We start from the raw sequence: 26,874 nt of genomic DNA on the forward strand, positions 1-26,874 counted from the left end.
CATGGAGTCCCTCAAGGTGGCCTTCACGGTTTTCGGGGGCACGCCAGGAGAATTCCGGCCACTCCGCTGAACCACCCCGCGCCGGCAGCCGTGCTTCGGGTGAGGGCGTTCTCGCACACGCCCTCCGGGGTTGCCACGATGCAACGATCCGGGCCAGCCTCCGCCTCGATCGGGACCGGGCACTCCGGCGAGCGGCCGTCGCGGCAACGGCCACCTCGCACGGACCCGCCCGGCATCCCCAGAATCCCGGGCGGGTCCGTCCCCGGCTGTCCGGGATCTTGTCCGGTTTGCTCACCTGATCAGCGGTCCCCCACCCGGCGCAGGCGGGCGACCGTGGGTGCATGCGACGCTTCCTGGCCGTGAGCGCGGCCGTCCTGACGGGATTCGGCCTCCTCACGACGTCCGGCAGCGCGAACCCGGAAAGCGCTGTCCCGGTCCTCGCCGAGCACGCCGTCGGCGGCTGGACCGGCACGTGGGCCGCGGCACCCGCGTCCGGCGTGCCGAACACCCCGGACGGCTACCCCGGTTACTCGATCCGCAACGTCGTGCACACCAGCGTCGGCGGCGGCCGGGCCCGGATCCACCTCTCGAACGCCTTCGGCACCAGTGCCGTGACGTTCGGGCACGTCACCGTCGCGGTCCAGGCCGGCGGCCCGGACGCCGTGCCCGGCACCCTGCGGTCGCTGACGTTCGGCGGCGCGGCGAGCGCCGTGGTGCCGGACGGCGCCGAGGTGCTGAGCGACCCGGTGAGCCTGCGGATCCCGGCGGACGCGAACCTGCTCGTGACGACCTACGTGCCGACGAAGTCCGGGCCGGTGACCTACCACCCGGCCGCGTCGCAGACGTCGTACTTCACCCGCGCCGGCGACTTCACCGCCAGCGAATCGGGCGCTCCGTACAACGAACAGACGTCGGTGTGGCACTACGTGTCCGGAGTGGACGTCCAGGGCAGCGCCGAGGCGACGGTGGTGACCCTCGGCGACTCGATCACCGACGGCGTCGGCTCGACCGCCGGGGCCAACCACCGCTGGCCGGACTACCTCGCCGACCGGCTGCACGGCCGCTTCGGCGTGCAGAACGCCGGCATCAGCGCCAACCGCCTCCTGCTCGACGTCCCGGGCAGCGGCGCGGGCCAGAACGCGCTGTCCCGCTTCGACCGCGACGTGCTCGGCGTCGGCGGCGTGCGGACGCTGATCGTGCTGGAGGGCATCAACGACATCCAGCAGGACCCGCACCAGACGGACCCGAACGCGATCACGTCGGCCTACCGCCAGCTGGTCGCGCAGGCCCACGCGCGCGGCATCCGCGTCCTCGGCGGCACGCTGACGCCGTTCAAGGGCTGGGCCGTCTACGACGAAACGCTGGAGGCGACCCGCACGGCGGTGAACCGGTTCATCCGCACGAGCGGGGTGTTCGACGCGGTGGTCGACTTCGACGCGGCGGTCCGCGACCCGGCCGACCCGCTGCGCATGCTGCCGGCGTACGACTCGGGCGACCACCTCCACCCGGGCGACGCGGGCTACGAACGCATGGCGGCGGCGGTCCGGCTGGACCGGCTGTGATCACTCAGGCGGGATAGCGACCGCCACAACACCTTCAACGCGGCGGGCCCCGGCCGACCCGCCGCGCGCCCAGAACTCAGGCCGACCGATCACGCCGACGACCACCGGCCACGAACGCATGCCGCCCCCCTCTACTGGCTGTGATCACTCAGGCGGGATGACAAACGCCACAACACCTTCAACGCGGCAGGCCCGCCCAACCCCGGCCGACCCGCCGCGCGCCCAGAACTCAGGCCTACCGATCACGCCGGCGACCTCCAGCCACGAACGCCGCCGCGCCACCTCTACCGCCTGTGATCACTCACGCGGGATGAAGATCACCGCCACCAGGCTCAGCACCGCCACCCCGACCAGGTACAACGACACCGACAACGACGTCCCCGTCGAGGTCTGCAACGCTGTCGCGATCAGCGGCGCGAAGCCACCGCCCAAAACCGCGCCCACCGCGTACGAGAACGACGCACCGCTGTAGCGGTAACGCGGTTCGAACAGCTCCGCGAACAACGCCGACTGCGGCCCGTACGTCGCGCCCAGGCCGATGTTCAGCACCACCACCGCGACGATCAGCCACAGCGTCTGGCGGGTGTCGACCAGCAGGAAGAACGGGATCGGCCAGACCACCAGCAGCACCGAACCCCATAGGTACACCGGTTTCCGCCCGACGCGGTCGGACCACGCCGCCGTCACCAGGATGCTCACCAGCCACGTCACGCTGCCCACGATCACCACCACCAGCAACGTGGTGCGGTCGATCTTCAGCACGGAAGTGCCGTAGGACAACAGGTACGCGAGGAAGATGTAGCCGATCGCGGTGTTCGCGATGAAGCTCCCCGACGCCACCAGCAGCGCCCGCGGCCGTTCGCGGAAGACCTCGACCATCGGCCGCCGGCTGCGTGCCGCGGACTCCTCCAGCCGCGTGAACACCGGGCTCTCCTCGATCCGCAGCCGGATCACCAGGCCGACGCCGACCAGCACGATGCTCACCAGGAACGGCACCCGCCAGCCCCACGACGCGAACTGGGCGTCGGTCAACGTCTTGCCCAGCACGAAGAACACCAGCTGCGCGAGGATCAGCCCGGCCGGGACGCCGATCTGGGAGAACGCGCCGTACCGGCCGCGACGTCCTTCCGGAGCGTGTTCGACGGCCATCAGCGCCGCGCCGCCCCACTCGCCGCCCGCGCTCAGGCCCTGCAGCAGCCGCAGCACCAGCAGCAGGATCGGCGCCCACACGCCGATCGCGCTGTACGTCGGGAGCAGGCCGACGCCGACCGTCGCCACGCCCATCAGCAGCAGGGACAGCACCAGCATCGCCTTGCGGCCGGCGCGGTCGCCGAAGTGGCCCCAGAGGATCCCGCCGACCGGGCGGGCCAGGAAGCCGACGCCGAGCGTCGCGAACGCAGCCAGCGTGCCGGACGCGGGCGAGAGCGTCGTGAAGAACAGCTTGCCGAAGACCAGCGCGGTCGCGGTGCTGTAGATGAAGTAGTCGTACCACTCGATCGTGGTCCCGATGGCGCTGGCCACGGCGACCCGCCGCAGCTGCCCGGACGCGGCAGGCACCGCCTGCGTGCTCACGCGCCGGCCCATGCCGCCACCGGAACCAGGTCTTCGGCCAGCAGGTCCATCAGCAGCCCGTCGTGCCAGCTGCCGTCCGGACCGCGCTCGTAGGAACGCATCGTGCCGACCGGCCGGAACCCCAGGGCCTCGTAGAGCCTGATCGCGGCCTTGTTGTCCGCGGCCGGGTCGATCACCAGCCGGTGGTGCCCGCGCACCGTGAACAGGTGCTCGGCCAGTGCCCGGATGGCGTCCGAGCCGAAGCCGTGCCCCTGGAAGTCCGGGTGCACGGCGATGTCGATGCCGGCGTGCCGGTACTGCGGGTCGGTCTCTTCGAACGCCAGCTCGATACCCACCACGGTGTTCGTGACGTCGTGGTGTTCGATCGCGTAGGTCGTGGTGCCCTCGTCGGGGTCCAGCAGATAGGACACCTGGGCGGCCACCGGCTCCTCGGCGTCGGCCCACCAGCGGGCGACGTCGGGATGCGACAGGATCTCCTCGAACCGGGCGGCGTCCGTGACTGCGGCGGGCCGCAGCCGGACACGGCTTCCGGTGATCAGGCCGGTCATCGGCCCAGTGTCGACCTCGGAAAGCCCGCTGTCGACCGCCGGAAGGACCGGTGACGGGCGTCCTGGCCCGCTTCGGGGGGCCGCGCGGCCCCCGAAGCGTCGGGGAATCAGCTCACCAGGGGTTGTTGTCCTGCTCGTCCGGGTCGCTGCCCGGACGACGGCCCGGCGGCGGCGAGGCCGGCGGGGCCGACGGCGACGGCGGGATCCCGGCACCCCCGGCCGGGGCGGGCGGCACGGGCGGCGGGGCCGGCGGCGTCGGGTCGTCGGGCTCGTCCGGGTCGGGGAACCGGCCGCGGAGCGAGTCGAGCAACGCCGTGCGGGTCTCGCGGTCCTCGTCGCCGAGGTTCTCGGCCATCACTCCGGCCACGCGCTCGGCGATGCCGGACTGCGCGCGGTGCATCGTGGTGAGGATCGCCCGCGACAGCTCCTCCAGCGGGAACGACTTGACCTTGTTGGAGAACGTCAGGTCGGTGACGGTGCCGTCCGCGCCGACGGTGACGCTGACCGCGCCGTCGCCGCTCGTGGCGGTCAGCCGCAGCCGTTCGGTCTCCGCCTGGGCCGCCTGGTAGCGCTCGGCCTTCGCCGCGAACCCGGCCGCCCAGTCGTCCATCCGGCGGATCGCCTCGTCGGGGTCCCGTATCAGGTCCCCGATCCCCGCGTTCGAGCCGTTGGGGCTCGTCATGCCTTCACCTTCGCTTCAACCTCTCGCGGCGAAGCCGCGAGCTGGCGCTCGAACGGCTGCTTGTTGCCTTCTTCACCGTCGCGATAGGACTGCGCGGCCGTCCGGACGTTGTCCGCCAGCCCGGTCACCCCCTCGACCGACGCCTTCAGCGTGTCCTGCGCCTGCTCACCCGTCGGCCGGATGATCAGCGGCAGGAACGCGCACAGCAGCCCGTACGCGTGGTCCGACATCGCCGAATCCGACGCGGAGAGCGCCGTGTTCAGCCGGTCCACCAGACCCTCGACGTGACTCGCGTGCGCCACCAGGTCATCCGAGTCGACCTCGAAGCCGCCCGCTGTCATGTGCTCACTTCCAATCCTGGTTCTTCCAGTCACCGATCACCGGCGGCGCCACGACCTGCTCGCCGTCGAAGAAGTTCGGGTCGTCGTTCTCGACGTAGTCGGCCGACTTGTGTTCCTTGTCGTCTTCCTTCTTGCCGCCCTTGGCACCGGCGCCCATGCCGCCCATGCCCGGGGAGCCCGGCGCACCGGCCTTGCCCGCGCCGGCCGCCGCGTTGCGCGCCGCCAGCGCTTCGGCCTCCGCGGCCGCACCGGACGCGGCGCCGCCGCTCAGGTTGCCGGCGCCGCCGCGCAGGCCCGCGCCGCCCGCCCCGGCCCCGGCACCGCCGGTACCGCCGCCGATGCCGCCGAGGGACCCGCCCCCGCCACCACCGCCGCCGATGCCGCCGAGGCGGCTCGCGATGCTCTCGCCGTTGATGCCGCCGCCGCGGCCGATGGTCGGCATCTTGCCGACGCCACCGCCGCCGATGCCACCGGAGCCGCCGAGCCCGCCGGTGCCGGTGGGCAGCCCGGTGATCGGGTCGATGCCGGGCGGGGTGAAGCCGCCGATGCCACCACCCAGCCCGCCGCCGCCACGGACGCCGCCGCTGCCGCCCGGGATGTCAGGAACGTTGAACGACGGCGGGGTGTACCCGCTGCCGCCGCCGGTGCCCCCGGTGCCCCCGGTGCCGCCGCCGATGCCGGACGGCGAGAAGCCGGACGACGTCGTCGAGTCGTCGAAGCCCGGCACCGAGGAGCCCGGGATGCCGGCGCCGCTGAAGCTGCCGCCGCCGGGGGTCTCCGGCATGTCGAAGTTCGGCGGGGTGAAGCTCCCGCCACCGCCGCCGGACCCACCCGCGCCACTGCCACCGCCACTGCCGCCGCCCGGGATCCCGCTGCCGGAGAACCCGGAGCCACCCGGGATCCCGCTGCCGGAGAACCCGGAGCCGCCGGCACCGGAACCGCCGGCGCCGGAGCCACCGCCCGGGATGCCCGCGCCGCCGTACCCGCCGCTGCCGCCGGCCCCGGCGCCGCCGCCGATGGGCTTTCCGGTGGCCGGGTCGATGGGCAGGCCGGTCGCCGGGTCGATCGGGAAGCCGGTGGCCGGGTCGATGGCGGGCGAGCCGTTGGCCGAGGCCGCCGGGAGCCGCGCCAGCGACGGGTCGGTGCTGCCGTTCGGGTTCAGCTGACCGTTCGGGAGGGTGCGGCCCGTCAGGCCCTGCCCGCCACTGGACGACTGGGGGGTGCCCAGGGTGCGGGCGCTCGCCGTCGCGGTCGGCAGCTTCGGCGGGGCCGGGAACTTCGGCGTCGCGACCGCGGCGCCGATGGTCTGGTCGTACTGGGTCATGATCTGCGCGGCGTGCTCACGCGCGGCCTGCTGGGCCCGGTAGGTCTGGATCGCCTCGCCGGCCGCCGACGCGTACTGCACCGGGTCGGTCATCGACTGCAGGCGCTGGTTGGTGGCCTGCAGGTCGAACTGGACCGGCGGGTTCGCGGACATCTGCCGCTGCGTCTCGTTCAGCGCCTGCGAGTGGATCTCCTGCTGGCGGCCGGCGAGCGTCGCGCCCTGCGCGGTCGCGCCCAGCCACTTGCCGACCCCGGCGAGGTGCTCGCGGACGGCGTCACCGGCGTCACCCTGCCAGTTGCTCGTGCTCGCGGTGATCGAGTCGGCGAGGTTCTTCTGGTGTGTGCCGAGGTCGCTGCCGACCGACACCCACTCCTCCGACGTCTCCGCGACGGTCGCCGGGTTGGCGTCCAGCGTGATGGCGTCGACCATCTGCTCGTGGCTGGCGTTGTTCCACAGCATGTGCGGCGGCTCGCCGGTCTCACGCATGGACAGGCCCTCGTCGAGGCCGTTCTTCGCGCTGTCCAGGTGCTGCTGGTACAGCTCCTGGATCTTCTTGTCGCGCAGCACCGGGTCGACGGCCGGGCCGAGCCAGCCGGCCCGGATCTCGTCGTCGATCTGCCGGGTGGCCATCTCGCGGATCTCGTCGCCCGAGGGCGTGTCGTCGGTCTTCAGCGGCCCGACGTAGTACTTCGACGACGAGTCCGCCGTCGGGTCGTACAGCGGGCTGCGGCGGTTGTAGTCCGGGGACGACGGGTCCGACACGGACTCGGCGGTGGCTGCCACGGTCTCCCTCAGCTCTGGTCGGCGGACGGGAGCGCGACGATCCTGGCCCGCGTCTCCTCTTCCCGTGACTGGTAGTTCTGTTTGGCCAGCTTGATGGCCTCGATGTAGGTCGGGAACTCCTGCCGCGCGGCCTGCAGCTGGGTGACCAGGCCGTGGTCGTCGGCCGCGGTGTTCACCATGTGGCCGGAGACCCACATGCCGACCGCGGTCCGGCTCAGCGCCGGCTTGTCGTGCAGGCGCTGCAACGCCGACCAGCGCGACTCCAGCGATTCGAGCACGCCTTCGAGCGACTCGATCAGCCGGTTGCCCGTGGTGTCGTCGACCGCGAAGCTGCCGCTCTGGGCGAGCCGCTTCAGCTGGGCGCCGGCGAGGCCGACGCGCACCGCGGACATCGCCTGCAGCTGCGGGGTGTCCGCGGCCGCGAGCTGCCGGGTCGCTAGGAGCGCCTCAGTGGTCGCCGCCGTCGCGTCATCGGTCATCAGGAGGGTTCCTTCCCGGTCAGTAGACCGCAGCGATCGCGTCGCGGATGGCGCGGGCCAGCTCGGCGCGGCCCGCGGGCACGTACTCGGCCGTCAGCTCGCCGGCGTCGCCGGTCCTGGTGCGCACGAGGTACCGGCCGTCGGCGGTGTCGAGCCAGCTCAGCGGATCGACCGTGAGGCGCTCCCCGCGGCGGCTCTGCGCGGTGACGGCGATGTGGCCGCCGCCGAGGCGCGGCTCGGCGAGCACGCGTTCGAGCACGGCGACGTCGGACGGGGTCGGGGCGGGTGGGCGGCGGCCGGGCCGCACCACGGCCTTCACCTCGATCATGCCGAAGGCGTCGGTCTCTTCTTCTTCGAACTCCGCTTCGGCGCGCCGCTTGGCGGTCATCGCCGAGACCTCGCGGCCGGCGGCGCGGTGCACGACGTGCCGGCCGGTGGTCGCGGCGGGCGCCGGGGGCAGCACGCCGGTGACGACCTCCACCAGGTCCTCGTCCGCGAAGAGCGAGAACAGCAGCTCGTCGTTGTCCGGGGCCTGGGTGATGCCGAGCGCCTGCGCGCCGTCGGTGACCACGAGGACGGCGACGTCGGCGCCGAGGCCGTCGATCCCGGTCACCGCGACCGAGACGCGGGGCTCCGCCAGCAGCTCGAAAGCCGTGCGCACACCCGGGTGCAGCTCGCCCGAGACCGAAAGACGCCGCTCCTCGAGCGCGTCGTAGACCTGCCGGGCGACGTGCACGAACCGCACCGGGTCCGCCGGGAGGTGCCCGGCCCGCAGTGGGTAGCGCCGGACGTCGCCACCGGTCGCCTGCCCGACCACCAGGGCTTCGACGACCTCGAGGACGAACTCGAACCTGTCCGCCATTTCCCCTCGCCCGATTCCAGTCAGTAAAAGCTCAAGCGCCGCACATCAAAACGTCAAACCTTCAAGCAAGTTCCCTTACGAAGAGTAGCAGTGTGGCTTGAACGGGGTTCGGCGCCGCCACCCGGATGCCCGAAAGACCACGATCCCTGTCCCAGGCGGGCAAAGGCCCACCGTGGCCGCCTCACCCGGTGCGGTGGTTGTGCACGCGGAGCTGCAGGGTGACGAGATCCAGCAGGGGCACGGAAACGCCCAGCTCACGGGCACGCGCGGTGAGATCGCCGAAGATCTGGTCCCCCTCGACCGGGTGACCGCCGAGAAGGTCGCGATAGAGCGAAGAACCACCCGTTCCGGGGTCGGTCACCGTTCGGCGTGTCGCCTCGAGATCCGCGGCGGGCACCGGGTACCCGGCGGCTTCGGCGACGGCCGCGGCCTCCGCCACGACGGCCTCGGCGAACGCCGCGCCACCGGGCACCGCGACGACGTCGCCGGTCGTGCCGCGCATCAGCGAGTTCACCCCGCCGATCGACGCGATGAACACCCATTTCGCCCACATGGCACCGGTGATCGCGTCGTCGCGGGCGGCCGGGAACCCGGCGCCGGTCAGCGCCGCGTCCACGTCGGACAGCCGTGGCGGGGCGGGTTCGGCGCGGGCGCCGTAGGTCAGGTTCTGGAGGGGAGCGAGACGTCGGATGTCACCGTCGTCGTCCACCGTGGTCACGACCTTGGCGACCCCGCCGAGGACCGCGGCCTCGCCGAAGCGCGCGGCGAGGGTATCGACGTGCGCCATCCCGTTGAGGAACGGCAGGATCAGGCTCTCCGGGCCGACCGCGGGCGCGAAATCGTCGATGGCGCCGGCCAGCGCGGTCGCCTTCACCGCGAGCAGCACGAGGTCGTAGGTTTCGTCCAGGGTCCCGGTTTCGACGATCGGCGGGTCGAGCACGGTCTCCTCGCCGAGCCCGACGATCCGCAGGCCGCGCTCCCGCAGGAGTTTCGCCCGGCCGGGCCGGACCAGGAACGTCACGTCCCGGCCCGCCTGCAGCAGCCGCCCGCCGAAGTACCCGCCGGTCGCGCCGGCCCCCACCACCAGGATCCGCAAGTCGTTCACCCCCGCGACGGTACGCCCGGCGCGGATCCATCCGCCGCTGTCCCAGCCGCTGGTCGGCGCACCGGTTCCGCACAGCAGGACACAGCCGACGGACAGGTGAAATCCGCCGTCGGACGGGCGCCTGGGCCTCGCCGCCGCGCTCACCGCGACCCTGATCGTCGCGGCCTGCGAGGAGGCCGTCGCAGGCCGCGCAGACCACGACGGCGACACCGGACCCGCCCCAGGACACCGAGGTCGGGCCGCCCTCTCCGACGTCCTCTTCCCAGATCCCCTACCCCGGCCTCTCCGGGAGTGTCACGGATGCCGTGGCGGCCGCTTCGTGCGGTACGGACGTCGGATTCGTCCTGTTCGACCGGGAATCCGGCAAGGAACGCCATCGACGAGGTGCGCGACACCGACGACGGCTGGGACCAGTACTTCGGCATCCCGGACGGCCTGCCGGGCACGTCGCGGCAGATCAAGCAGGGCTGGATGATCCTGCGCGACGCGCTCGTCCTGAACACCACGGGTGTCGTCGACAACCGCTACGTCGTCGTGCTGCTGACCCAGCAGCCGCCGGTCGGCTCGGCGAAGGGCCGCGCCGCGGGGATCACGACACTCGCTCCCCTGCCGGCGCAGCTGAGCGCGACGTGACACCAGGGACGCCACGGGCGCGGTCGATGTCCGGGCCGCGGTAGAGCCGCTCCGGGATCCGGGCCAGCGTCGAGGGGTGGACCTGCGGGCCGAGGCCGTACAGCTTCTGGAAGCTCATGATCAGCGGCCGCCAAGCGTCCGGGTCGATGCGGTCGTCGCTGCCGGGCAGCCGGATGTCGTCGTGCACGAAGACGCGCTGCACCCGCACCTCGACGGCGACGATCCCGCCGCGCTGCCGCTCGTCGGCGTCCGCGACCGGGTGCACAGCCTCGACGACCGCCTCCATCGCCACCGGGCACTCGGCCACGCGCGGCGGCGCCACGGTCTCCGACGGCACCGGCGTCAGGCCGGCCCGCTCGAACTTCTCCGCGACGTGGAAGTAGCCGCGCTTCTGCTTCCTGGGCGGCACGGGGTCCGAGCCGGTGGTCATGGCGAGCCGGTCGACGTGCGCGGCCAGCGCGTCGGAGGGCAGGTTGAGCACGCACTCGCGGGTGCGCAGGAGGTTGCGGGTGGTGTGCGAACGCGCGCTGAGCCCGAGCATCGCGCGCCAGCCGAGCCAGAACGCCGAGGACATCGGGGCGAGGTTGGCCGTGCCGTCCTCATTGGAGCTGGAGATCAGCACCACCGGGGTGCCGAAGTAGAGGATGCCGGGCTCGATGGCCGAGTGCGCAAGGGTTTCCGTCTTCACACAGTCCATCGTCGCCCGGCACCGGCCCCCCTTGCTGGCGGGAATCGGCCGTCGCGATCACAAGTCCGTGAAGGCCACATTGAGGGACTCTGACTCCCTCGATGTGGCCTTCACGGACTTCACGAACCGGCCGCCTGGGTGAGGGCGCGGCGGGTCAGGACGCGGGCCAGGTGGCGGCGGTACTCCGCCGTCGCGTGGGGCTCGTCCGGCGGGTTCGTGCCCTCGGCCGCCAGGGCCGCCGCGTCCGCGATGGACGCGCCGGACGCCAGTGCCTCCTCGGTCGCGGAAGCGCGCAGCGGGACGCCGGCCATGTTGACCAGGCCCACCTTGCCGCCGACCACGGCCACGCCGACCATCGCCCAGTCCAGCGCGCGGCGGGTGAACTTCTCGAACCCCCAGCCGAGCCCGGCCTGGCTGGGCAGCCGGATCTCCGTCAGCAGCTCGTCCGGCTCCAGCGGCGTCGTGAACGGGCCGAGGAAGAACTCCGAAGCCGGGATGCGCCGCTCGCCGGACGGGCCGCGCGCGACCAGCACGGCGTCCGACGCCAGGATCGCCGCCGGGAGGTCGGCCGCGGAGTCGGCGTGCACCAGGGAACCGCCGAGGGTGCCGCGGTGGCGGACCTGGCGGTCGCCCACCTCCCCCGACGCGTGCGCCAGCAGCGGCGCGTGCTCCCGCAGCACCGGATCCCGCTCCAGGTCGCTGTAGCGGGTGAGGGCGCCGACGACGACCTCGTCGCCGTCCAGCCGGACGTAACGCAGCTCGTCGACCGGGCCGATGTCCACCAGGTACTCCGGCGCGGCCAGCCGCAGTTTCATCAGTGGCAGCAGGGAATGCCCGCCGGCGAGCACCTTCGCGTCGTCGCCGTGCTCGGCCAGCCGCGCGAGCGCCTCGTCCACTGTGGACACCCGCTCGTAGCGGAACTCGGCGGGGATCACCGGTCCACCTCCTGCCCCGACGCGTCCATCACGGAGCTGACGATGTTGTGGTAACCCGTGCAGCGGCACAGGTTCCCTTCGAGCCCGGCGCGGACCTCTTCGCGGGTCGGCTTCGGGTTGTCCGCCAGCAGCGACACCGACGCCATGATCATGCCCGGGGTGCAGAACCCGCACTGCAGGCCGTGCTGCTCCCGGAACGCGCGCTGCACCGGGTGCAGCTCACCGTCCGGACCGGACAGCCCTTCGACGGTGGTGACGGCGTGGCCGTCGGCCTGCGCGGCGAGCACCGTGCACGACTTGACCGACTCGCCGTCCAGCAGCACCGTGCAGGCGCCGCACGACGTGGTGTCGCAGCCGACGTTCGTACCGGTGAACCCGGCCGTGTCACGCAGGAAGTGCACCAGCAGGGTCCGGTCGGGCACCTCCTCGGCCACCGGCCGCCCGTTGACCTCGATCGAGACCTTCACCGCTGGTTCTCCTTGTTCGCTTCTTCCAATGCGGCCCAGACCCGGATCGGCGTCGTGGGCATGTCCAGGTGCCGGACGCCGCGGGCGGCCAGCGCGTCGACCACGGCGTTGTGCACCGCCGGGGTCGAGCCGATGGTCGCCGCCTCGCCGATCCCCTTGACCCCCAGCAGGTTCCGGTCGGTCGGGGTGGCCATGTCGACCAGCTCGAAGTCCGGCAGCTCGACGGCCGTGATGAACGAGTAGTCCGCCAGTGTCGCGGTGGTCGGGTTGGCGTCCTCGTCGTAGGTGACGACCTCCATCAGCGCCTGCGCGGCGCCCTGGCCGAGCCCGCCGTGCCGCTGGCCGCGGAAGGTCAGCGGGTTGACGATCGGGCCGGCGTCGTCGACGGCGATGATCCGCCGCAGCTCGACCTTGCCGGTCTCGGTGTCGACCTCGACGACCGCGAGGTGCGCGCCGAACGGGAACGTCGGCTTGCCGCCGCCGAACCAGACGTCCGCGGTGAGCTTGCCGTCGCCGGCGGTCTCCGCGACCTGGGCCCAGCTGAGCGTGGTGCTCGACGGTGCGCCGCGCACCTGCCAGACGCCGCTGCCGACGTCCAGCTCGAGGTCGTCCGGCGAGGCCTCCAGCAGCTCGGCCGCCAGTTCCCGCGCCTGCGCGATCACCTTCTCGGCCGCCTGGCGGATCGCCGAGCCGCCCAGCTGCAGCGACCGCGAACCGAACGTCCCGACCGCCTTGGGTACCTCGTCGGTGTCGCCGTGGCGGACGGTGATCTTCTCCAGCGGCACGCCGAGCTGGTCCGAAAGCAGCATCGCCAGGGACGTCCCGAGCCCCTGCCCGTGGGGTGAGCTGCCGGTCCAGGCGACGACCGAGCCGTCCGGGTGGATGTCGACGCGGCCGCTCTCGCCGCCCGCGTCACCGCCGGTGATCTCGACGTACGCGGCGAGCCCGAGGCCCAGCTCGACCGGGTCGCCCGCCTCGCGCCGCCGTCGCTGCTCGGCGCGCAGTTCGGCGTAACCGCCGGCCTCGAGGACCTTGTCCAGGGCCGCGGCGTACTCCCCCGTGTCGTAGGACGCGCCGGTCGGCGTCTGGTGCGGGAACTCCTCGGGCCGGATGAAGTTGACCCGGCGGACCTCGGCCGGGTCCACCTCGATCGCCGTGGCGAAGACGTCCATGGCCCGCTCGAGCGCCGCCGTCGCCTCCGGGCGGCCCGCGCCGCGGTAGGCCGCGATCGGCGTCGTGTTGGTGACGACGGCGCGGCTGCGCGTCTCGACCACCGGGAACCGGTAGACGCCGACGGCCATCAGCTCGGTGAGCGTCGGCAGGAACAGCGTCCGCGGGTAGGCCCCGGCGTCCTGGACGACGTCGAGGCGGTACGCGAGGACCGTGCCGTCCCGCTTCCCGCCGATGGTCACGGTGTTCTGCTGCGCGCGCCCGTGCGTCATCGACGTCAGGTTCTCGCTGCGCGTCTCGATCCAGCGCACCGCCCGGCCCAGCCGCTTGGCCGCCCAGCCGAGCACGGTCGCTTCCGGGTCCGCGCCGATCTTCGCGCCGAAGCCGCCGCCGACGTCCGGGGCGATGACGCGCACCGACTCCTCGCCGACGCCGAGGCTGCCGGCCAGCTGCGACCGGGCGATCTGGGCGTTCTGCGTGGACAGCCACGCGGTGAGCCTGCCGTCTTCGCCCCACACGCACGACGCGCCGCGGACCTCCAGCGGCGCGGGCGCGACCCGCTGGTTGACGATCGTCTGCGAGACGACCACGTCGCAGCCCTCGAAGATCGCGTCGTCGAACTCTTCGGCGCCGTGGACCTGCACGACGTTGCTGCCCGTTTCCGGGTACAGCAGCGTTTCGCCGGCCAGCGCGGTGTCGATGCTCGCGACCGCGTCCAGCGGGTCGTAGTCGATGTCGACCAGCTCGGCCGCGTCGGCCAGCTGGTAGCGCTCCTCGGTGAGGACGAGCGCGACGGGTTCGCCGACATAGCGGACGATTCCGTCGGCCAGCCACGGTTCCTTCACCGGCCCGGCGTCGTGCGGGTCGAGCCCGAGATCCGCGGCGGTGAAGACGCCGAGCACCCCCGGCGCCGCGAGCGCCGCACTCACATCGATGCCGCCGATCCGCGCGTGCGCGATGGGACTGCGCACGAACACCGCGTGTGCGGCTCCGGAAAGCGCTTCCTCCCGCAGATCGTCGACGTAGGTCCCACCCGCGGTGATCAGGTTCTGATCCTCTTGGCGGACCACCCTGGTCCCGACAATGCTCATCTGGTCTCCTGCTCGCCGATACCCGCCCGATCATGCCCTCTCGGGCGGCCCGGCGTCACGCGGCGAACGCCTGCCAACCCAAGACGACCGCGAGCACCAGCCCGGCGACGCCGATCCCGATCCGCAACGGCGTCGCGGGCAGGTGCCGGACGAGGGTCGCGCCGAGCCACGCCCCGGCGAGCGAGCCGAGGCAGACGGCCAGCGCCGCCGTCCAGACGACCTTGCCGGTCACCGAGAAGACGATCGCGGCCAGGAGGTTGGACGAGCCGGTGACCAGGTTCTTCGCCGCGTTCGTCCGGGCGAGGGACTGGCTCCACACCGAGACCAGGAGCGCGAGCATGAGCACGCCCGCCGCGGCGCCGAAGTAACCGCCGTAGACGCCGATGAGGAAGGCCAACCCGCCGGTGACCGGGCTCAGGCCGTGGTGCTCGGCGCCTTCGGCCAGCCGGCGCAGCCGCGGGCCCGCCATCAGGACCACCGACGCCCCGCCGATCAGCCACGGCACGATGACGGTGAACGCACCCGCCGGCGTCACCAGCAGCACCACCCCGCCGACCGCGCCGCCCGCGGTGCTGATGATGCAGAGCGGAACGATCCGGGCGCGCTGCCCGGCGAGCTCCGGCCGCGCCCCGGCGGCACCGCCGACGGTGGTTCCCAGCATGGCGACGGTGTTGGTCACGTTCGCGACGACGGGCGGCAGCCCGGCGGCGAGCAGCGCGGGGTACGACACCAGAGACGCGAGCCCGGCGGTCGCCCCGGTCAGCCCGGCACCGACCCCGGCGAGCACGAGCAGGAGCAGCACACCGGGGTCCGTGATCACGTTGTCATCCCAACACGGCGAGGCCCGCCCCCGGCGGTGAGCTTGCTCCCACCGTTCGAGTCCGTGAAGGCGGGCGGAGGTCGCCGGTATAGGTTGTTATACGAATTAGCCGGGCGTTGTCCGAAACCGGACGAGATCGGCCGACGGGGTTGCCGACGCCGCCGCGGCCGTCCCAGAATCGCCGCGATGACAAGGTTGTCAGCGAGCGGAGGCCGGACATGGGCGAACTGAACCGGCGGCGGGCCCTGGGTCTGCTGGGCGCGAGCGGCGCAGCGGCGATGCTGGCCTCCGGGCTGCTGCCGGGGGTCGCCGAAGCGGCGGCGGCCGGGGCGCCGAAGAGCGGGCCGCCGGACGCCGTCGCCGCGACCTACCTGCGTGTCCTGCTCCGGCACACCCGCTGGGCCGAGTCGCAGTTCGACGCCGCGGCCGGGATCTACCCGGCCAAGGACTTCACCTTCGCCGTCGTCCTCGGCAACGCCCTGCTGCTGACCCGCGACGGGTACGACGCCACCGTCGCCGGGGTCGACCAGGCCACCCTGCGCACGCACACCCTCGACACGATCAAGCACTTCGCGGCGTCGAACCTGCTCACCGGCGGCACCGAGTGGGGCCGGAAGCTGTTCTTCGACACCACCTTCCAGTCGTACTTCCTGCTCGCCGCCCGTCTGCTGTGGACGGACCTCGACGCGGCCACGCAGGCGAACGTCGAGCGCATCACGACCGAACAGGCCGCCTACACCACGGCACTGGGCACCCAGGACGACCCGACGTCCGGGGGCTGGACCCCCAACGGCCTGCTCGGCGGCCACGTCGGCGACACGAAGCTGGAAGAGATGGGCGTCTACGCCCAGTCGCTCGCCCCCGCCCTCGCCTGGGCGCCCGGCGATCCCCGGGCCGCGGCGTGGCGGGACGCCTTCGGGATGTGGAGCCGCAACGAGGGCGGGCTGCCCGCCGCCGACCTCGCCAACCCGCGGCTCGTCGACGGCCGGCCGATCAGCGCCAACACCGCGACCAACCTGTACGACACGTTCCTCGTCGAGAACCACGGCTCGTTCGGCCCGCACTACCAGGAAGAACTGTGGCGCACGTCCGGCCGCAACTCGATGCACTTCCTGCTCGCCGGGAAGCCGCTGCCGGAGGTCCTCACCGCGCAGCCGAACGGCGAACTGCTCTGGCGCACCATGCTGCTGATGACCAGTGACGCCGGCGAACCGCTGATGCCGATGGTCGCCGACCGCGAGCACCTCTACGGCCGCGACGTCATTCCGCTCGCCTTCCGCGCGCAGGTCCTCGGCGACCGCTACGCCGCCCGCGCCGAGGCCGACCTGGCCGCGCGCCTCGAGCCGTACCAGGCCTACGCGCCCGCCGACCGGATCACTAAGTTCTCCGGCGAGCCCAAGTACGAGCCGGAGGCGCGGGCCGAGGTCGCCATCAGCTACCTGCTGCACGAGTGGCGCGCCGCGCACGGCGGCCCGGTCGTCCCGGTGAGCGGGACGGAGTTCGACACGCAGGCCGCCGGGGTCGCCGACTTCGGCGCCGGGCCTGGGCTGCTCGCCCACCGCTCCCCCGCCGCCTGGGCCGCGACGGTCAGCAAGGCCGGCTTCGTGAAGTTCGCCTGGCAGCCCCACCACGACGACTGGCTGTTCGCGCTCGGCGCCGCGACGCCGATGCTGCTGCCCGCCACGAACCTCGCCGTCCGCGAACGCCACGCCACGACGTACACCCGGGTCCGCGACGGCTTCGACGGCACGTTCGGCGTGCTGCGCTTCGACACCGGCTACGCCGCGCTTGCCACCCTGCCCACCGGTACCGCGGTGTACGCGAGCACCGGCGTCGCGGCCGGCGAAGGCGCGCTCACCGTCTACAACCTGGTCATGCCCGGCGTTCCGGGGCTCGACGGCGACCGCGCCTACACCGCCGCCGAGGGCAGGGTGACGGTTTCCGCGCAGGACGCGCCGACCGGGGCCCGCACCGACGACCTGACCTTCACCCCCGTCACCGCCCGCTTCGTCCGCATGCTCGGCGTCCGCCCGGATCCGGCGTACGGCTATTCGCTGTTCGCGTTCGAGGTCCACGACGGCACCGGTCCGGACCTCGCCGTCGGCGGGATGGCGTCGGCGTCTTCGGCCACGTCGGGCAAGGAGGCGAAGTACGCCACCGACGGCAATCCGACCACCCGCTGGGCGGTGTCCACATCGGACCGTCCCCGCGTGGACAGCTGGCTCGCGGTCGACCTCGGCGCGGCGAAGACGTTCGACCGCGTCCACCTGAGCTGGGAGGCGGCCGCCGGGCGCGCGTACCGGATCGAGACGTCCCCCGACGGCTCGGCCTGGACGCCGGTGGCGAGCTACCCGGTGCCCGCGCTGCGCAGCACCCACGGCTGGCTCGACGTCGACGGCCGGGCCGGGCTGGTGGTGTCCGGGCCGAACCCGCTCACCGTCGTAGGCAACAGCGTCACCCTTTCCGACGGCCCGGCCGCGCCGCTGCTGGCCGAGCTGTACGCCGGCACCGAGGGCCTGGCGATGCTGGCCGGACGCGCTCGCGCGAGCACCACCGCGGGCGCGGTGCGAGCGAGCGTCACGGACGGATTCCTCGTGCTGGCCAACCTTTCCGCGGCCGCGGCGACCGGGACGGCGAACCTCCCGCAGGACCGCGCCGCGCTCAAGCTGTACCGCGGCGAGCAGGCCGTCACCGCGACGGGCAGCGCTTACCGGTTCACCCTCGACGCCGCCGAGGGCCGGATCGAACCGCCGCGGTTCACCCTGCGCGGCACGTTCGGCCGGGCGGTCCCGACGGGACTGAAAGCGGTCGTGCGCGACGCCGGGCGCGTCGATCTCACCGCGGCACCCGGCCTCCCGGTCATGATCACGGTCGAACCGGACGGCGGCCACGCCCGGCCCGTGCTGCTGATCCCGGGCCTGACCGTGCCCGTCCTCGTCCCGGAGGTCCGCCCCTACCCGCTGGCGGACCTCGCGCTCGGCGCCGTCACGTTCCCGGCGGAGCCCCTGCCCCCGGGCATGTCGAGCCCCGCCGCCGCGGTCGACGACGACCCGGCGACGGCGTGGCGGCCGGGGCCGGGCGGCCGGCTGGTCGTCGATCTCGGTGCGGTGCGGCCGGTTTCCGCGGCCGAACTCGGCTGGACGTCCGGCCGGGTCCCGGCGTGTGCCGTCGAAACCAGCACCGACGGCGTCACCTACACGACCGCCGCGCAGCCGGCCCGGACCCGCACGGCGACCGCCGCCGTCACCGGTCAGGTTCGGTACCTCGCAGTACGCACCCTCGACTGGCGAAGGGGCGACGCGAGCCTCACGCGGTTGTCCGTCCGGACCTGATCGATTTCCCACGGTGGCCGGGGCGAGTACCTTGGCACCACACGAGGCACCCGCCGGGAGGTCGCATGCGCGTCACGATCGCCGAGGTCGCCCGCCGCGCGCGGGTGAGCAAGACGACCGTGTCGAGGGTGCTCAACAACAAGGCCGATGTGGACGCCGCGACCGCGATCCGGGTGCGCGAGGTGATCGCGGCGACCGGCTACATCCCCAGCGCCGGCGCGGTCGGGCTGGCGCGCGGGGTGACCCGCACGGTCGGGATGCTGGTGCCGGGGCTGACCTGGCCGTGGATGGGCGAGGTGCTGCAGGGGGTCGCCGACGTCGTGGAGTCGAAGGGTTACGGCCTGCTGCTGTCCACCGCGAACCGCGGCGCCGACTCCCTGGAGGAGTTCTCGCGGCAGGTGTCGGCGAAGGCGTTCGACGGGCTGCTGCTCGTCGAACCACCGGACGCGGTGCGCCACCTGCGGGTGCTGCACGACTCCGGGCTGCCGGTCGTGGTGATCGACGACCGCGGCCGCCGTCCCTCGTTCCCTTCGGTGGGCACGAGCAACCTCAAGGGTGGCGCGGACGCGGCCCGCCACCTCCTCGAAACCGGGCGCTCCCGGTTCGCCACGGTGACCGGGCCCCGCGACTTCGGCTGCACGAGCGACCGGCTCAACGGCTTCCGCGACGCGATCCTCGAAGCCGGCCGCACCCTCGACCCGCGGCTGATCATCGAAGGCGACTTCACGAGCGAAAGCGGCGAGGCCGCGATCCTGCAGCTGCTGGAGACCGGGCCGGAGTTCGACGCGGTGTTCGCGCACAACGACCTCACGGCCGCCGGCGTGCTCGCCGGGCTGCGCAAGGCCGGGAAAGCGGTACCGGCCGACGTCGCGGTGATCGGCTTCGACGACATCCCGCTCGCCGCGCACACCCAGCCCCCGCTGACGACGGTCCGCCAGCCGTTGCGGCAGATGGGCGAGACGGCGGCCCGGCAGCTGCTCGCGCAGCTCGCCGGGGCGCCGTCTCCGAGTGCCCCGCTGGTGGTGCCGACGACCCTGGTGATCCGGGAGTCGACGGCCCGGTAGTCCCTACGACACGGTGACCACGCCGGACAGCGGCACGTTGCGCGAGGAATCACCGACGGACACGCGGTACTGGCCCGCGTTGGTCGTCCACGACCCGGTCCAGTGCGCGAGGTCCCGCGGGGTGAGCGGGAACGACACGGTCTGGCTCTGCCCGGGGGTGAGCTGCACCTTCTTGAATCCCTTCAGTTGTTTCGGCGGCTCGCCGTTGCCGGCGGGCTGCCCGACGTAGAGCTGGACGACGTCGGCGCCCGCGCGGGTGCCGGTGTTGGTGACCGTCGCCGTCACGGTCGCCGTGCCGTTCGTCCCCTGCTGGGTCACGACCAGGTTCGAGAACCCGAACGTCGTGTACGACAGTCCGTAGCCGAACGGGAACAGCGGCTCGATGTTCCGGCTGTCGTACCAGCGGTATCCGACGTTCAGGCCTTCCGAGTACTCGATGCGGTCGTTGGCGCCCGGGAACTGCTGGACGCTCGCCGTCGGCAGGTCGGCGATCTGCTTCGGGAAGCTGATCGGCAGCTTGCCCGACGGGTTGACGTCGCCGTAGAGCAGCGACGCGATCGCGTTGCCGTTCTCCTGCCCCGGGTACCAGCCCTCGATGACCGCCGCGGCCTTCGGCAGCCACGGCATCGTCACCGCCGAGCCCGTGTTCAGCACGACGATCGTGCGCGGGTTCGCCGAGGCGACCGCGTCGATCAGGTCGTTCTGCTGGTTCTGCAGGTCGATCGTGTCGAGGTCCTGGGTCTCTGACTCGCCGTAGCTGGCGAACACGACCGCGACGTCCGCGGCCTTCGCAGCAGTCACCGCGCCCGGGATGTTCGGCGTCTGCACGTGTTCACCCGCGCCGTCCACATAGGACACCGTGACGCCCGAGCCGGCACGCGCCTTGATCCCGTTGATCGGGTTCACCGACGCCGGCGACGGGTTGACCTTGGCGCTGCCGCCGCCGATGTTCTGCGGGTCGATCCCGTCGCCGCCGGACAGCGCGATCGACTTGGTCGCCGCCGTCAGCGGCAACACCCCGTTGTTCTTCAGCAGCACCGACCCGGCCGCCGCGACGTCCCGGGCGGTCGTCACGTTCGCCGCGTTGGTCACGACCGACTGCGGCGTACCGCGCCGGGCCCGGTCGAACACGCCGAACCTGAACATCTGGGTCAGCACCCGCCGGACCATGTCGTCGACCCGGTCCTGCGTGACCTCACCGCGCGCAACGGCGTCGAGCAGACCCTGGCCGAAGAACGCCCCGCCGGGCATCTCCATGTCCATCCCGCCGTTGGCCAGCTGCCGCGCGCCGCCGGTCGCCGAGCCCCAGTCGGAGCCGACGAACCCGCCCCAGTTCGCGTCCTGCTTGAACGCGGTGGTGAGCACGCCGCTGCTCTGGCAGGCCGGGACGCCGTTGATCTGGTTGTAGGCGCACATCATCGACGCGACCTGGCCCTGGCTCGCGACCTGCTGGAACGCCGGCAGGTACAGCTCGTGCAGGGTCCGGTCGTCGACGATCACGTTGTCCGACGGCGTCCCGCGCGACGCCCCGGCCTCGACGTTGTAGGCCGCCGCGTGCTTGGCCTGCGCCATCACGCCCTGGCTCTGGATGCCCTGGATCGTCGCGGTCCCGGCCGCCCCGGCGAGGTACGGGTCTTCGGCGTAGGTCTCGAAGTTGCGGCCCCAGCGGGGGTCGCGGACCAGGTTGATCGTCGGGCCGAGGGCGATGTCGACGCCCTTGCCGGCGAACTCGGCGCCCATCGCGCTGCCGTACCGGTTCATCAGGCCGGTGTCCCAGGTCGCGGCGGCCGTCACCGGTGCCGGGAACTGGGTGACGCCGTCGAGGCCGTCGCCGACCCCGGCCGGGCCGTCCTGCAGGCCGAGCGCCGGGATGCACAGCTCGGGCACGGCGTCGGTGTCGCCGATGTACGGCCCGGTCGCGCCGTTGCCGTGCAGCACCTTGACCTTCTGCTGTGCCGTCATGGCCGCCATGAGCTGGTTGACGCGGTCGGCGACCGGCGCCGCCGAGCCCACCCACGGGCAGCCACCCGGGTTGGTCGGCGTGGTCGTCGGCGGTGCGCTGTCGCTGGTGTGCACCGCGAACTCCCACAGCGAGATCCCCCACTGGGTGGCCCGCGCGGTGGCGTTGAGCCGGACGTACCTCGCCGTGCCGTTGACCGCCGGGTGCTCGGTGCCACCCGCGCCGGTCACGGTCGCCGCCGTCGTCCACGACGTCCCGTTCGCGGACAGCTGGATCGTGTACGCGCTCGCGTACGCGGCCTCCCAGGTCAGGTCGACGCCGCAGACCGGGCGCGAGCTGCCGAGGTCGACCTGGATCCACTGCGGGTCCGCGGCCAGGCTCGACCAGCGCGTGCCGGTGTCACCGTCGAAGGCCGCGCTGACCGGGAAGGCGTCGGACTGGACGCTGGAGGCCGACGACGGCTGCCGCAGGCCTGCGTTCGCACTGCCGCACGCCTGGGCCGAGCCGTCGCCGAACACCTGGAACTCCCACAGCGACACGCCCCACTGGGTCGCGCGCTGGGTGGTGGTCAGCCGGACGTACCGGCCGCTGCCCGACACCGGCAGCGTCTGGGTGCCGCCGGTGCCCGTCGTCGTCGAATAGAGCGTGGCCCACTGGGTGCCGTCGGCGGACGCCTGGAGGGTGAACGCCTTGGCGTAGGCCGCCTCCCACTGGACGACGACCTGGTTGAGGGTGTGCGAGCCGCCGAGGTCGACCTGCAGCGTCTGCGGGTCGGCGGCCAGGCTGGACCAGCGCGTGCCGGGGTCGCCGTCGACCGCCGCCGAGGCGGGGAAGGCGGCGTTTTCGGTGGAGGACGCGGTCACCGGGTGCCCCTGGGAGAGCAGGGTGGGTGCCGCCTGGGCGGTGAACAGGGGCGCGGTGAGCAGGCCCGCCGCGACCACCGCGCCCGTGACGAGCGCCAGCCGTCGCCTCATTGGTAGACCCGCACGTAGTCGATGACCATGTCCTGCGGGAGCACGGTCCCGGCTCCGGGCGGGCCGGGGAAGTCCCCGCCGATGGCGTTGTTGAGGATCAGGAAGAACGGGTGGTCGTACACCCACGGCCCGCGCGTGCTCTCCACGGTGTCGCGGTTGATCGTCTCGAACGCGTTGCCGTCGACGTAGAAGGTCATGTGCGAGGCGTCCCAGTCGAGGCCGAACCTGTGGAACCCGGCGGAGACGTCCTGGCCCACGTCGAAGGGCGCGCCGATGCCGCCACCGCCGTTGTAGGCCGGGGCGTGGATGGTCGAGTAGGCCAGGTTCGGCGACTTCCCGACGTGCTCCATGATGTCGATCTCACCGCAGTTGGGCCACCGGGTGCCGCTGAAGAAGTTGGCGCCCAGCAACCAGAACGCGGGCCACAGCCCCTGCGTGCCGGACACCTTGATGTTGGCCTCGACGTGCCCGTAGGTGAAGCTGAACTTGCCGGCGGTGTTGATCCGGCCCGAGGTGTACTGGCACGTGCCGCTGCCGCTGATCGGGTCGACCGGGCAGGCACTCCCCGGGGTGGCTTCGCGGCGGAGCTGGATGACGAGGTCGCCGCGGCCGTCCTGCTTGGCGTTGTTGTTGTTCGTGTAGTACTCGAGCTCGTTGTTGACGCCGGGGCCGGTCTCGGCGGTCCACTTGCTCGCGTCCGGGCCGGCGCCCGCGGCGCCGTTGAACTCGTCGCTCCAGACCAGCGTGCCCGGGAAGTGCGGGGCCGGCGGCGCGGGCGGCGGGGTGGTCGGGTTGCCGCCGGTGCCGAAGACGTCGAAGCCCCACAGCGAGTAGCCGTAGCCGTTGGACCGCGCGGTACCGTACATCCGGACGTACCGGCCGCTGCCGTTGACGGTCAGGGTCTCCTTGAAGCCCTTGCCGGTGGTCGTCGAATAGATCGACGTCCAGTTCGCGTTGTCGTTCGACACCTGGATCTGGTACGCGACGGCGTAGGCCGGGTCCCACTGCAGGACGACCTGGTGCACGTTCGCGGTGGCGCCGAGGTCGACGGTGATCCAGCCCGGGTCGACCCAGCCGGTGGTCGCGCTGGTCGCCCAGCGGGTGGCCGGGTCGTGGTCGAACGCCTTCGCCGGGAGGCAGCCCGGGCAGGCGCCGTCGTCCTGGTAGGACGAGGCCGAGCCGGACTTCCCGTACGACAGCAGGACGTCACCGGGCGGGGTGGTGCCGCCCCCGCCGAAGACCTGGAACTCCCACAGCGAGTAGCCGTACTGCGTGGCGCGCTGGGTGCCGGTGAGCCGGACGTACCGGCCGCTGCCGGTGACGGTCAGCGTCTGGTTCCCGCCGGTCGCGGTGGTCGTCGAATACAGCGAAGTCCAGGTGGCGCCGTCGGTGGACGCCTGGATCGTGAACGCCTTGGCGTAGGCGGTTTCCCAGTTCAGCACGACCTGGGACAGCTGCTGGGTGGACCCGAGGTCGACCTGCAGCCACTGCGGATCGCTGAACGCGCTGGACCAGCGGGTGCCGCCGTCGCCGTCGACCGCGGCCGACGCCGGGGTGCCGGCGTTTTCGGTGGACGACGCCGTCACGGGACGGCCTTGGGAGAGCAGGACGGGCGCGGCCTGGGCGGCGGGCGCGGTGAGCAGCGCGGCCACGGCCAGGGTGAGAACGGCGAGCACGCTCAGGCGGGCTCGGGGTCGCTTCATGCGGCGGTGCATGGGAACCTCCACGGGGACCGGCGCCGGGACGTCCTTGCCCCGGCGCGGATCGGCTCACGTGGCCTCGGCTCGGGTGTGGGGCCCGCGCTTCGGAACGCTCTTAGTTCAAGATATAAATAAAGAGCGTGAAAATGTCAACGACGCTGCGCCGGGCGGTCCCGGAACGGCCCGGACACTGGGCCGGGAGAAGGAATCCCACCCGGAGTCTTGACGCTCGCCGGGCGCGCGATGTTAACTGCTCCTCGCTTCGACGGAACCGGTTCCGTGGCCGCCACCTGGATCGATTCCACCCCTTCGGGCTGACTGGTTCGCGCCTCGCGCCGCCCGCTTCGCCCCGCTCCCCGGCTCACGGGGCCCGGCGGACGCCCCGGCCGCGAACCCGCCGCACCACCCGGACGCCGGCGCGAGCAGTGGGGCTCGCCCGGCACGCCGCCGCGCTCCCGGGCGCGGCCAGCCGGAGTTTCTCCGACCGATCAGGCAGGCAGATGAGATCAACGACGTTCTCCCGGGGACGGCGGTTCCTCGCCGTCTCCACCACCCTCCTCACCGCGTTCGCCACGGCCACGGTCCTCGGCTCCGCACCGGCGCAGGCCGCCGCGTGCGGGACCACGAACCTCGCACAGGGCCGCACCGCGACCGCGTCGTCCACCGAAAACGGCGGCACCCCCGCGTCGAACGCGGTCGACGGGAACACGGGCACCCGCTGGTCCAGCGCGTTCAGCGACCCGCAATGGCTGCAGGTCGACCTGGGCTCTTCGCAGCAGCTCTGTGACGTGGTGCTGACGTGGGAAGCCGCGTACGCCAAGGCGTTCACGGTGCAGCTCTCGAGCGACGGCACCAGCTGGACCGACGCGTACTCGACCACCACCGGCACCGGCGGCACGCAGACCGTGCCCGTCACCGGCACGGCCCGGTACCTGCGGGTCAACGGCACCCAGCGGGCCACCGGGTACGGCTACTCCCTGTGGGAGGTCGCGGCGCACGGCGTCGGCGGCGGCACCACGATCCCGCCGACCGACCCGCGCAACCCGGACCTCGGACCGAACGTGTCGGTGTTCGACCCGTCGACCCCGGCGTCGACCGTGCAGGGCCGGCTGGACCAGATCGCCAACCAGCAGCACACCAACCAGTTCGGCAACGAGCGCTACGCCGTGCTGTTCAAGCCCGGCAACTACAACGCCGACGTCAACCTCGGCTTCTACACCCAGGTCGCCGGGCTCGGCCTCTCCCCCGACGACGTCAACCTCAACGGCCACGTCCGCGTCGAGGCGGACTGGCTGCAGCAGGGTGACAACCCGGCCAACAAGGGCAACGCGACGCAGAACTTCTGGCGCTCCGCGGAGAACCTGTCGGTGACGCTGCCGGCCGGGCAGGTCGAGCGGTGGGCGGTCGCGCAGGCCGCGCCGTACCGCCGGATGCACCTGAAGGGCAGCCAGATCCAGCTGTGGAACGGCGGTGACGGCTGGGCCAGTGGCGGCCTGATCGCCGACAGCAAGATCGACGGGCAGGCCGTTTCCGGTTCGCAGCAGCAGTTCCTGACCCGCAACAGCGAGCTCGGCAGCTGGGCGGGCGGCGTGTGGAACATGGTGTTCGTGGGCTCGACCGGCACCCCGGCGGCGTCGTTCCCGAACCCGCCGGAGACCGTCGTCAACCAGACGCCGGTCAGCCGCGAGAAGCCGTTCCTCTACATCGACGGCACGGGCAGCTACAACGTGTTCGTGCCCGCGCTGCGGCAGAACGCCGTCGGCACCAGCTGGGGCCACGGCGCTCCCGCCGGGTCGTCGATCTCGCTCAGCGAGTTCTACGTCGCCAAGCCGTCCGACTCGGCCGCGACGATCAACGCGGCGCTGGCGGCGGGCAAGAACCTGCTGGTCACCCCGGGGGTGTACCACCTCGACCAGGCGCTGAACGTCACGCGCCCGGACACCGTGGTGCTCGGCCTCGGCCTGGCGACGCTGCAGCCGACCAACGGCACCGCGGCGATCACGGTGTCCGATGTGGACGGCGTGAAGATCGGCGGCCTGCTGATCGACGCCGGTGCGGTCAACTCGCCGGTGCTGATGCAGATCGGGCAGCCGGGCTCGGCCGCGAACCACGCGGCCGACCCGACGTCGCTGCACGACGTGTTCTTCCGGATCGGCGGCGCCGCCGTCGGCCGGGCGACGCAGACGCTGGTGGTCAACTCGAACAACGTCATCGGCGACCACATGTGGCTGTGGCGCGGTGATCACTCGAACGGCGTCGGCTGGAACGTCAACACCGCGGCGAACGGCCTGGTGGTCAACGGCGCGAACGTGACGATGTACGGCCTGTTCGTCGAGCACTACCAGCAGTACGAGGTGCTCTGGAACGGCAACGGCGGGCGCACGTACTTCTTCCAGAACGAGATGCCGTACGACCCGCCGGACCAGGCGTCCTGGTCCAGCGGTGGCGGCAGACAGGGCTGGGCGGCGTACAAGGTGGCCGACTCGGTGACCAGTCACGAGGCGTGGGGTCTGGGCAGCTACTGCTTCTTCCAGACCAATCCGTCCATTGTGGCCAGTCATTCGTTCGAGGTGCCGAACACCAGCGGGGTCCGGTTCCACAACCTGGTCTCGGTGTCGCTGGGCGGAGTGGGCACGATCGCCCACGTCATCAACGACACGGGCGCGGCGGCGAACCAGGCCAACCAGGTGAGCCCGCTGAACAACTACCCGTGACCCGGTCGTGAGTGAGTAACGGTGTTCTAACACTGTTTCTCACGCACGACCGCTCGAGCCGCGCCGGC

At 72.4% G+C, this 26,874-nt stretch carries 20 protein-coding genes; 5 read left to right on the forward strand and 15 right to left on the reverse strand.

The window, feature by feature from the left end; genetic code table 11:
* Positions 1-341: 341 nt before the first annotated feature.
* Complete coding sequence (locus ACGFMK_RS43625; protein ID WP_392776108.1) at positions 342-1,562, forward strand: SGNH/GDSL hydrolase family protein; 1,221 nt, start codon at positions 342-344, stop codon at positions 1,560-1,562.
* Positions 1,563-1,859: 297 nt separating this feature from the next.
* Here ACGFMK_RS43625 and ACGFMK_RS43630 read toward each other — a convergent pair whose 3' ends face one another.
* From ACGFMK_RS43630 to ACGFMK_RS43665, 8 genes are all read right to left on the reverse strand, one after another.
* Positions 1,860-3,134 (reverse strand): MFS transporter, encoded by a 1,275-nt coding sequence (locus ACGFMK_RS43630; protein ID WP_392776111.1) that lies wholly within the window; start codon positions 3,132-3,134, stop codon positions 1,860-1,862.
* A complete protein-coding gene (locus tag ACGFMK_RS43635) occupies positions 3,131-3,682 on the reverse strand; it encodes a GNAT family N-acetyltransferase (RefSeq protein ID WP_392776113.1) in 552 nt (183 codons plus the stop codon). The genes ACGFMK_RS43630 and ACGFMK_RS43635 overlap by 4 nt, the downstream gene beginning before the upstream one ends.
* Positions 3,683-3,794: 112 nt before the next feature.
* Positions 3,795-4,364 carry a YbaB/EbfC family nucleoid-associated protein gene (locus tag ACGFMK_RS43640; protein WP_392776114.1) on the reverse strand — a complete coding sequence of 190 codons (570 nt, stop codon included), beginning with the start codon at positions 4,362-4,364 and terminating at the stop codon, positions 3,795-3,797.
* Complete coding sequence (locus tag ACGFMK_RS43645) at positions 4,361-4,705, reverse strand: type VII secretion target (protein WP_392776117.1); 345 nt, start codon at positions 4,703-4,705, stop codon at positions 4,361-4,363. Before ACGFMK_RS43645 ends, ACGFMK_RS43640 begins: the two co-directional genes overlap by 4 nt.
* Positions 4,706-4,709: 4 nt before the next feature.
* Positions 4,710-6,812 (reverse strand): hypothetical protein, encoded by a 2,103-nt coding sequence (locus ACGFMK_RS43650; protein WP_392776120.1) that lies wholly within the window; start codon positions 6,810-6,812, stop codon positions 4,710-4,712.
* An 8-nt stretch (positions 6,813-6,820) separates the two neighbouring features.
* Positions 6,821-7,291 (reverse strand): hypothetical protein, encoded by a 471-nt coding sequence (locus tag ACGFMK_RS43655; RefSeq protein WP_392776122.1) that lies wholly within the window; start codon positions 7,289-7,291, stop codon positions 6,821-6,823.
* 19 nt (positions 7,292-7,310) lie between these two features.
* Entirely contained in the window at positions 7,311-8,153 is an 843-nt protein-coding gene (locus ACGFMK_RS43660; protein ID WP_392776125.1) for an ESX secretion-associated protein EspG, read from the reverse strand.
* A 181-nt stretch (positions 8,154-8,334) separates the two neighbouring features.
* Positions 8,335-9,258, reverse strand: coding sequence for a 2-dehydropantoate 2-reductase (locus tag ACGFMK_RS43665; RefSeq protein ID WP_392776128.1), 924 nt, complete (start codon positions 9,256-9,258; stop codon positions 8,335-8,337).
* Between the two features lie 384 nt (positions 9,259-9,642).
* On the opposite strand from ACGFMK_RS43665, the gene ACGFMK_RS43670 reads away from it, so the two are divergent.
* Positions 9,643-9,891 carry a hypothetical protein gene (locus ACGFMK_RS43670; RefSeq protein WP_392776130.1) on the forward strand — a complete coding sequence of 83 codons (249 nt, stop codon included), beginning with the start codon at positions 9,643-9,645 and terminating at the stop codon, positions 9,889-9,891.
* On the opposite strand, the gene ACGFMK_RS43675 is transcribed toward ACGFMK_RS43670, so the two are convergent.
* The 5 genes from ACGFMK_RS43675 to ACGFMK_RS43695 all read right to left on the reverse strand — a co-directional run bounded on the left by ACGFMK_RS43675 (position 9,848) and on the right by ACGFMK_RS43695 (position 15,062).
* Positions 9,848-10,579 carry a flavin reductase family protein gene (locus ACGFMK_RS43675; RefSeq protein ID WP_392776133.1) on the reverse strand — a complete coding sequence of 244 codons (732 nt, stop codon included), beginning with the start codon at positions 10,577-10,579 and terminating at the stop codon, positions 9,848-9,850. The genes ACGFMK_RS43670 and ACGFMK_RS43675 overlap by 44 nt on opposite strands.
* A gap of 119 nt (positions 10,580-10,698) precedes the next feature.
* The gene (locus tag ACGFMK_RS43680) at positions 10,699-11,514 is read right to left on the reverse strand and encodes an FAD binding domain-containing protein (RefSeq protein WP_392776136.1); all 816 of its coding nucleotides are present in this window, start codon (positions 11,512-11,514) and stop codon (positions 10,699-10,701) included.
* A complete protein-coding gene (locus tag ACGFMK_RS43685) occupies positions 11,511-11,981 on the reverse strand; it encodes a (2Fe-2S)-binding protein (protein WP_392776139.1) in 471 nt (156 codons plus the stop codon). Before ACGFMK_RS43685 ends, ACGFMK_RS43680 begins: the two co-directional genes overlap by 4 nt.
* Positions 11,978-14,242 (reverse strand): xanthine dehydrogenase family protein molybdopterin-binding subunit, encoded by a 2,265-nt coding sequence (locus tag ACGFMK_RS43690; RefSeq protein WP_392776141.1) that lies wholly within the window; start codon positions 14,240-14,242, stop codon positions 11,978-11,980. The genes ACGFMK_RS43685 and ACGFMK_RS43690 overlap by 4 nt, the downstream gene beginning before the upstream one ends.
* A gap of 55 nt (positions 14,243-14,297) precedes the next feature.
* Positions 14,298-15,062 carry a sulfite exporter TauE/SafE family protein gene (locus ACGFMK_RS43695; RefSeq protein ID WP_392776143.1) on the reverse strand — a complete coding sequence of 255 codons (765 nt, stop codon included), beginning with the start codon at positions 15,060-15,062 and terminating at the stop codon, positions 14,298-14,300.
* 218 nt (positions 15,063-15,280) lie between these two features.
* Here ACGFMK_RS43695 and ACGFMK_RS43700 point away from each other — a divergent pair, with 218 nt between their 5' ends.
* Positions 15,281-18,394: a discoidin domain-containing protein gene (locus ACGFMK_RS43700; RefSeq protein WP_392776146.1), complete on the forward strand. Its 3,114-nt coding sequence runs from the start codon at positions 15,281-15,283 to the stop codon at positions 18,392-18,394.
* Between the two features lie 65 nt (positions 18,395-18,459).
* Complete coding sequence (locus ACGFMK_RS43705; protein ID WP_392776149.1) at positions 18,460-19,458, forward strand: LacI family DNA-binding transcriptional regulator; 999 nt, start codon at positions 18,460-18,462, stop codon at positions 19,456-19,458.
* Between the two features lie 3 nt (positions 19,459-19,461).
* Here the strand turns inward: ACGFMK_RS43705 and ACGFMK_RS43710 are convergent, their stop codons facing one another.
* Both ACGFMK_RS43710 and ACGFMK_RS43715 read right to left on the reverse strand, forming a co-directional pair.
* Positions 19,462-22,392, reverse strand: a complete 2,931-nt coding sequence (locus ACGFMK_RS43710; RefSeq protein WP_392776152.1) for a glycoside hydrolase family 3 C-terminal domain-containing protein — start codon at positions 22,390-22,392, stop codon at positions 19,462-19,464.
* Entirely contained in the window at positions 22,389-24,095 is a 1,707-nt protein-coding gene (locus ACGFMK_RS43715; RefSeq protein WP_392776154.1) for a discoidin domain-containing protein, read from the reverse strand. The genes ACGFMK_RS43710 and ACGFMK_RS43715 overlap by 4 nt, the downstream gene beginning before the upstream one ends.
* A gap of 497 nt (positions 24,096-24,592) precedes the next feature.
* Between ACGFMK_RS43715 and ACGFMK_RS43720 the strand changes: the two genes are divergently transcribed.
* Positions 24,593-26,806, forward strand: a complete 2,214-nt coding sequence (locus ACGFMK_RS43720) for a discoidin domain-containing protein (protein ID WP_392776156.1) — start codon at positions 24,593-24,595, stop codon at positions 26,804-26,806.
* Positions 26,807-26,874 lie beyond the last annotated feature (68 nt).

It is taken from the genome of Amycolatopsis sp. NPDC049252 (genome assembly GCF_043197175.1).
Taxonomy (GTDB): domain Bacteria; phylum Actinomycetota; class Actinomycetes; order Mycobacteriales; family Pseudonocardiaceae; genus Amycolatopsis.

Excerpts from the sequence above, each read along its gene's own strand:
- ACGFMK_RS43625 (WP_392776108.1), top strand. The coding sequence starts at position 342 with ATGCGACGCTTCCTGGCCGTGAGCGCGGCCGTCCTGACGGGATTCGGC.
- ACGFMK_RS43635 (WP_392776113.1), bottom strand. The coding sequence starts at position 3,682 with ATGACCGGCCTGATCACCGGAAGCCGTGTCCGGCTGCGGCCCGCCGCA.
- ACGFMK_RS43640 (WP_392776114.1), bottom strand. The coding sequence starts at position 4,364 with ATGACGAGCCCCAACGGCTCGAACGCGGGGATCGGGGACCTGATACGG.
- ACGFMK_RS43645 (WP_392776117.1), bottom strand. The coding sequence starts at position 4,705 with ATGACAGCGGGCGGCTTCGAGGTCGACTCGGATGACCTGGTGGCGCAC.
- ACGFMK_RS43655 (WP_392776122.1), bottom strand. The coding sequence starts at position 7,291 with ATGACCGATGACGCGACGGCGGCGACCACTGAGGCGCTCCTAGCGACC.
- ACGFMK_RS43660 (WP_392776125.1), bottom strand. The coding sequence starts at position 8,153 with ATGGCGGACAGGTTCGAGTTCGTCCTCGAGGTCGTCGAAGCCCTGGTG.
- ACGFMK_RS43690 (WP_392776141.1), bottom strand. The coding sequence starts at position 14,242 with ATGAGCATTGTCGGGACCAGGGTGGTCCGCCAAGAGGATCAGAACCTG.
- ACGFMK_RS43700 (WP_392776146.1), top strand. The coding sequence starts at position 15,281 with ATGGGCGAACTGAACCGGCGGCGGGCCCTGGGTCTGCTGGGCGCGAGC.
- ACGFMK_RS43705 (WP_392776149.1), top strand. The coding sequence starts at position 18,460 with ATGCGCGTCACGATCGCCGAGGTCGCCCGCCGCGCGCGGGTGAGCAAG.
- ACGFMK_RS43710 (WP_392776152.1), bottom strand. The coding sequence starts at position 22,392 with ATGAGGCGACGGCTGGCGCTCGTCACGGGCGCGGTGGTCGCGGCGGGC.
- ACGFMK_RS43715 (WP_392776154.1), bottom strand. The coding sequence starts at position 24,095 with ATGAAGCGACCCCGAGCCCGCCTGAGCGTGCTCGCCGTTCTCACCCTG.
- ACGFMK_RS43720 (WP_392776156.1), top strand. The coding sequence starts at position 24,593 with ATGAGATCAACGACGTTCTCCCGGGGACGGCGGTTCCTCGCCGTCTCC.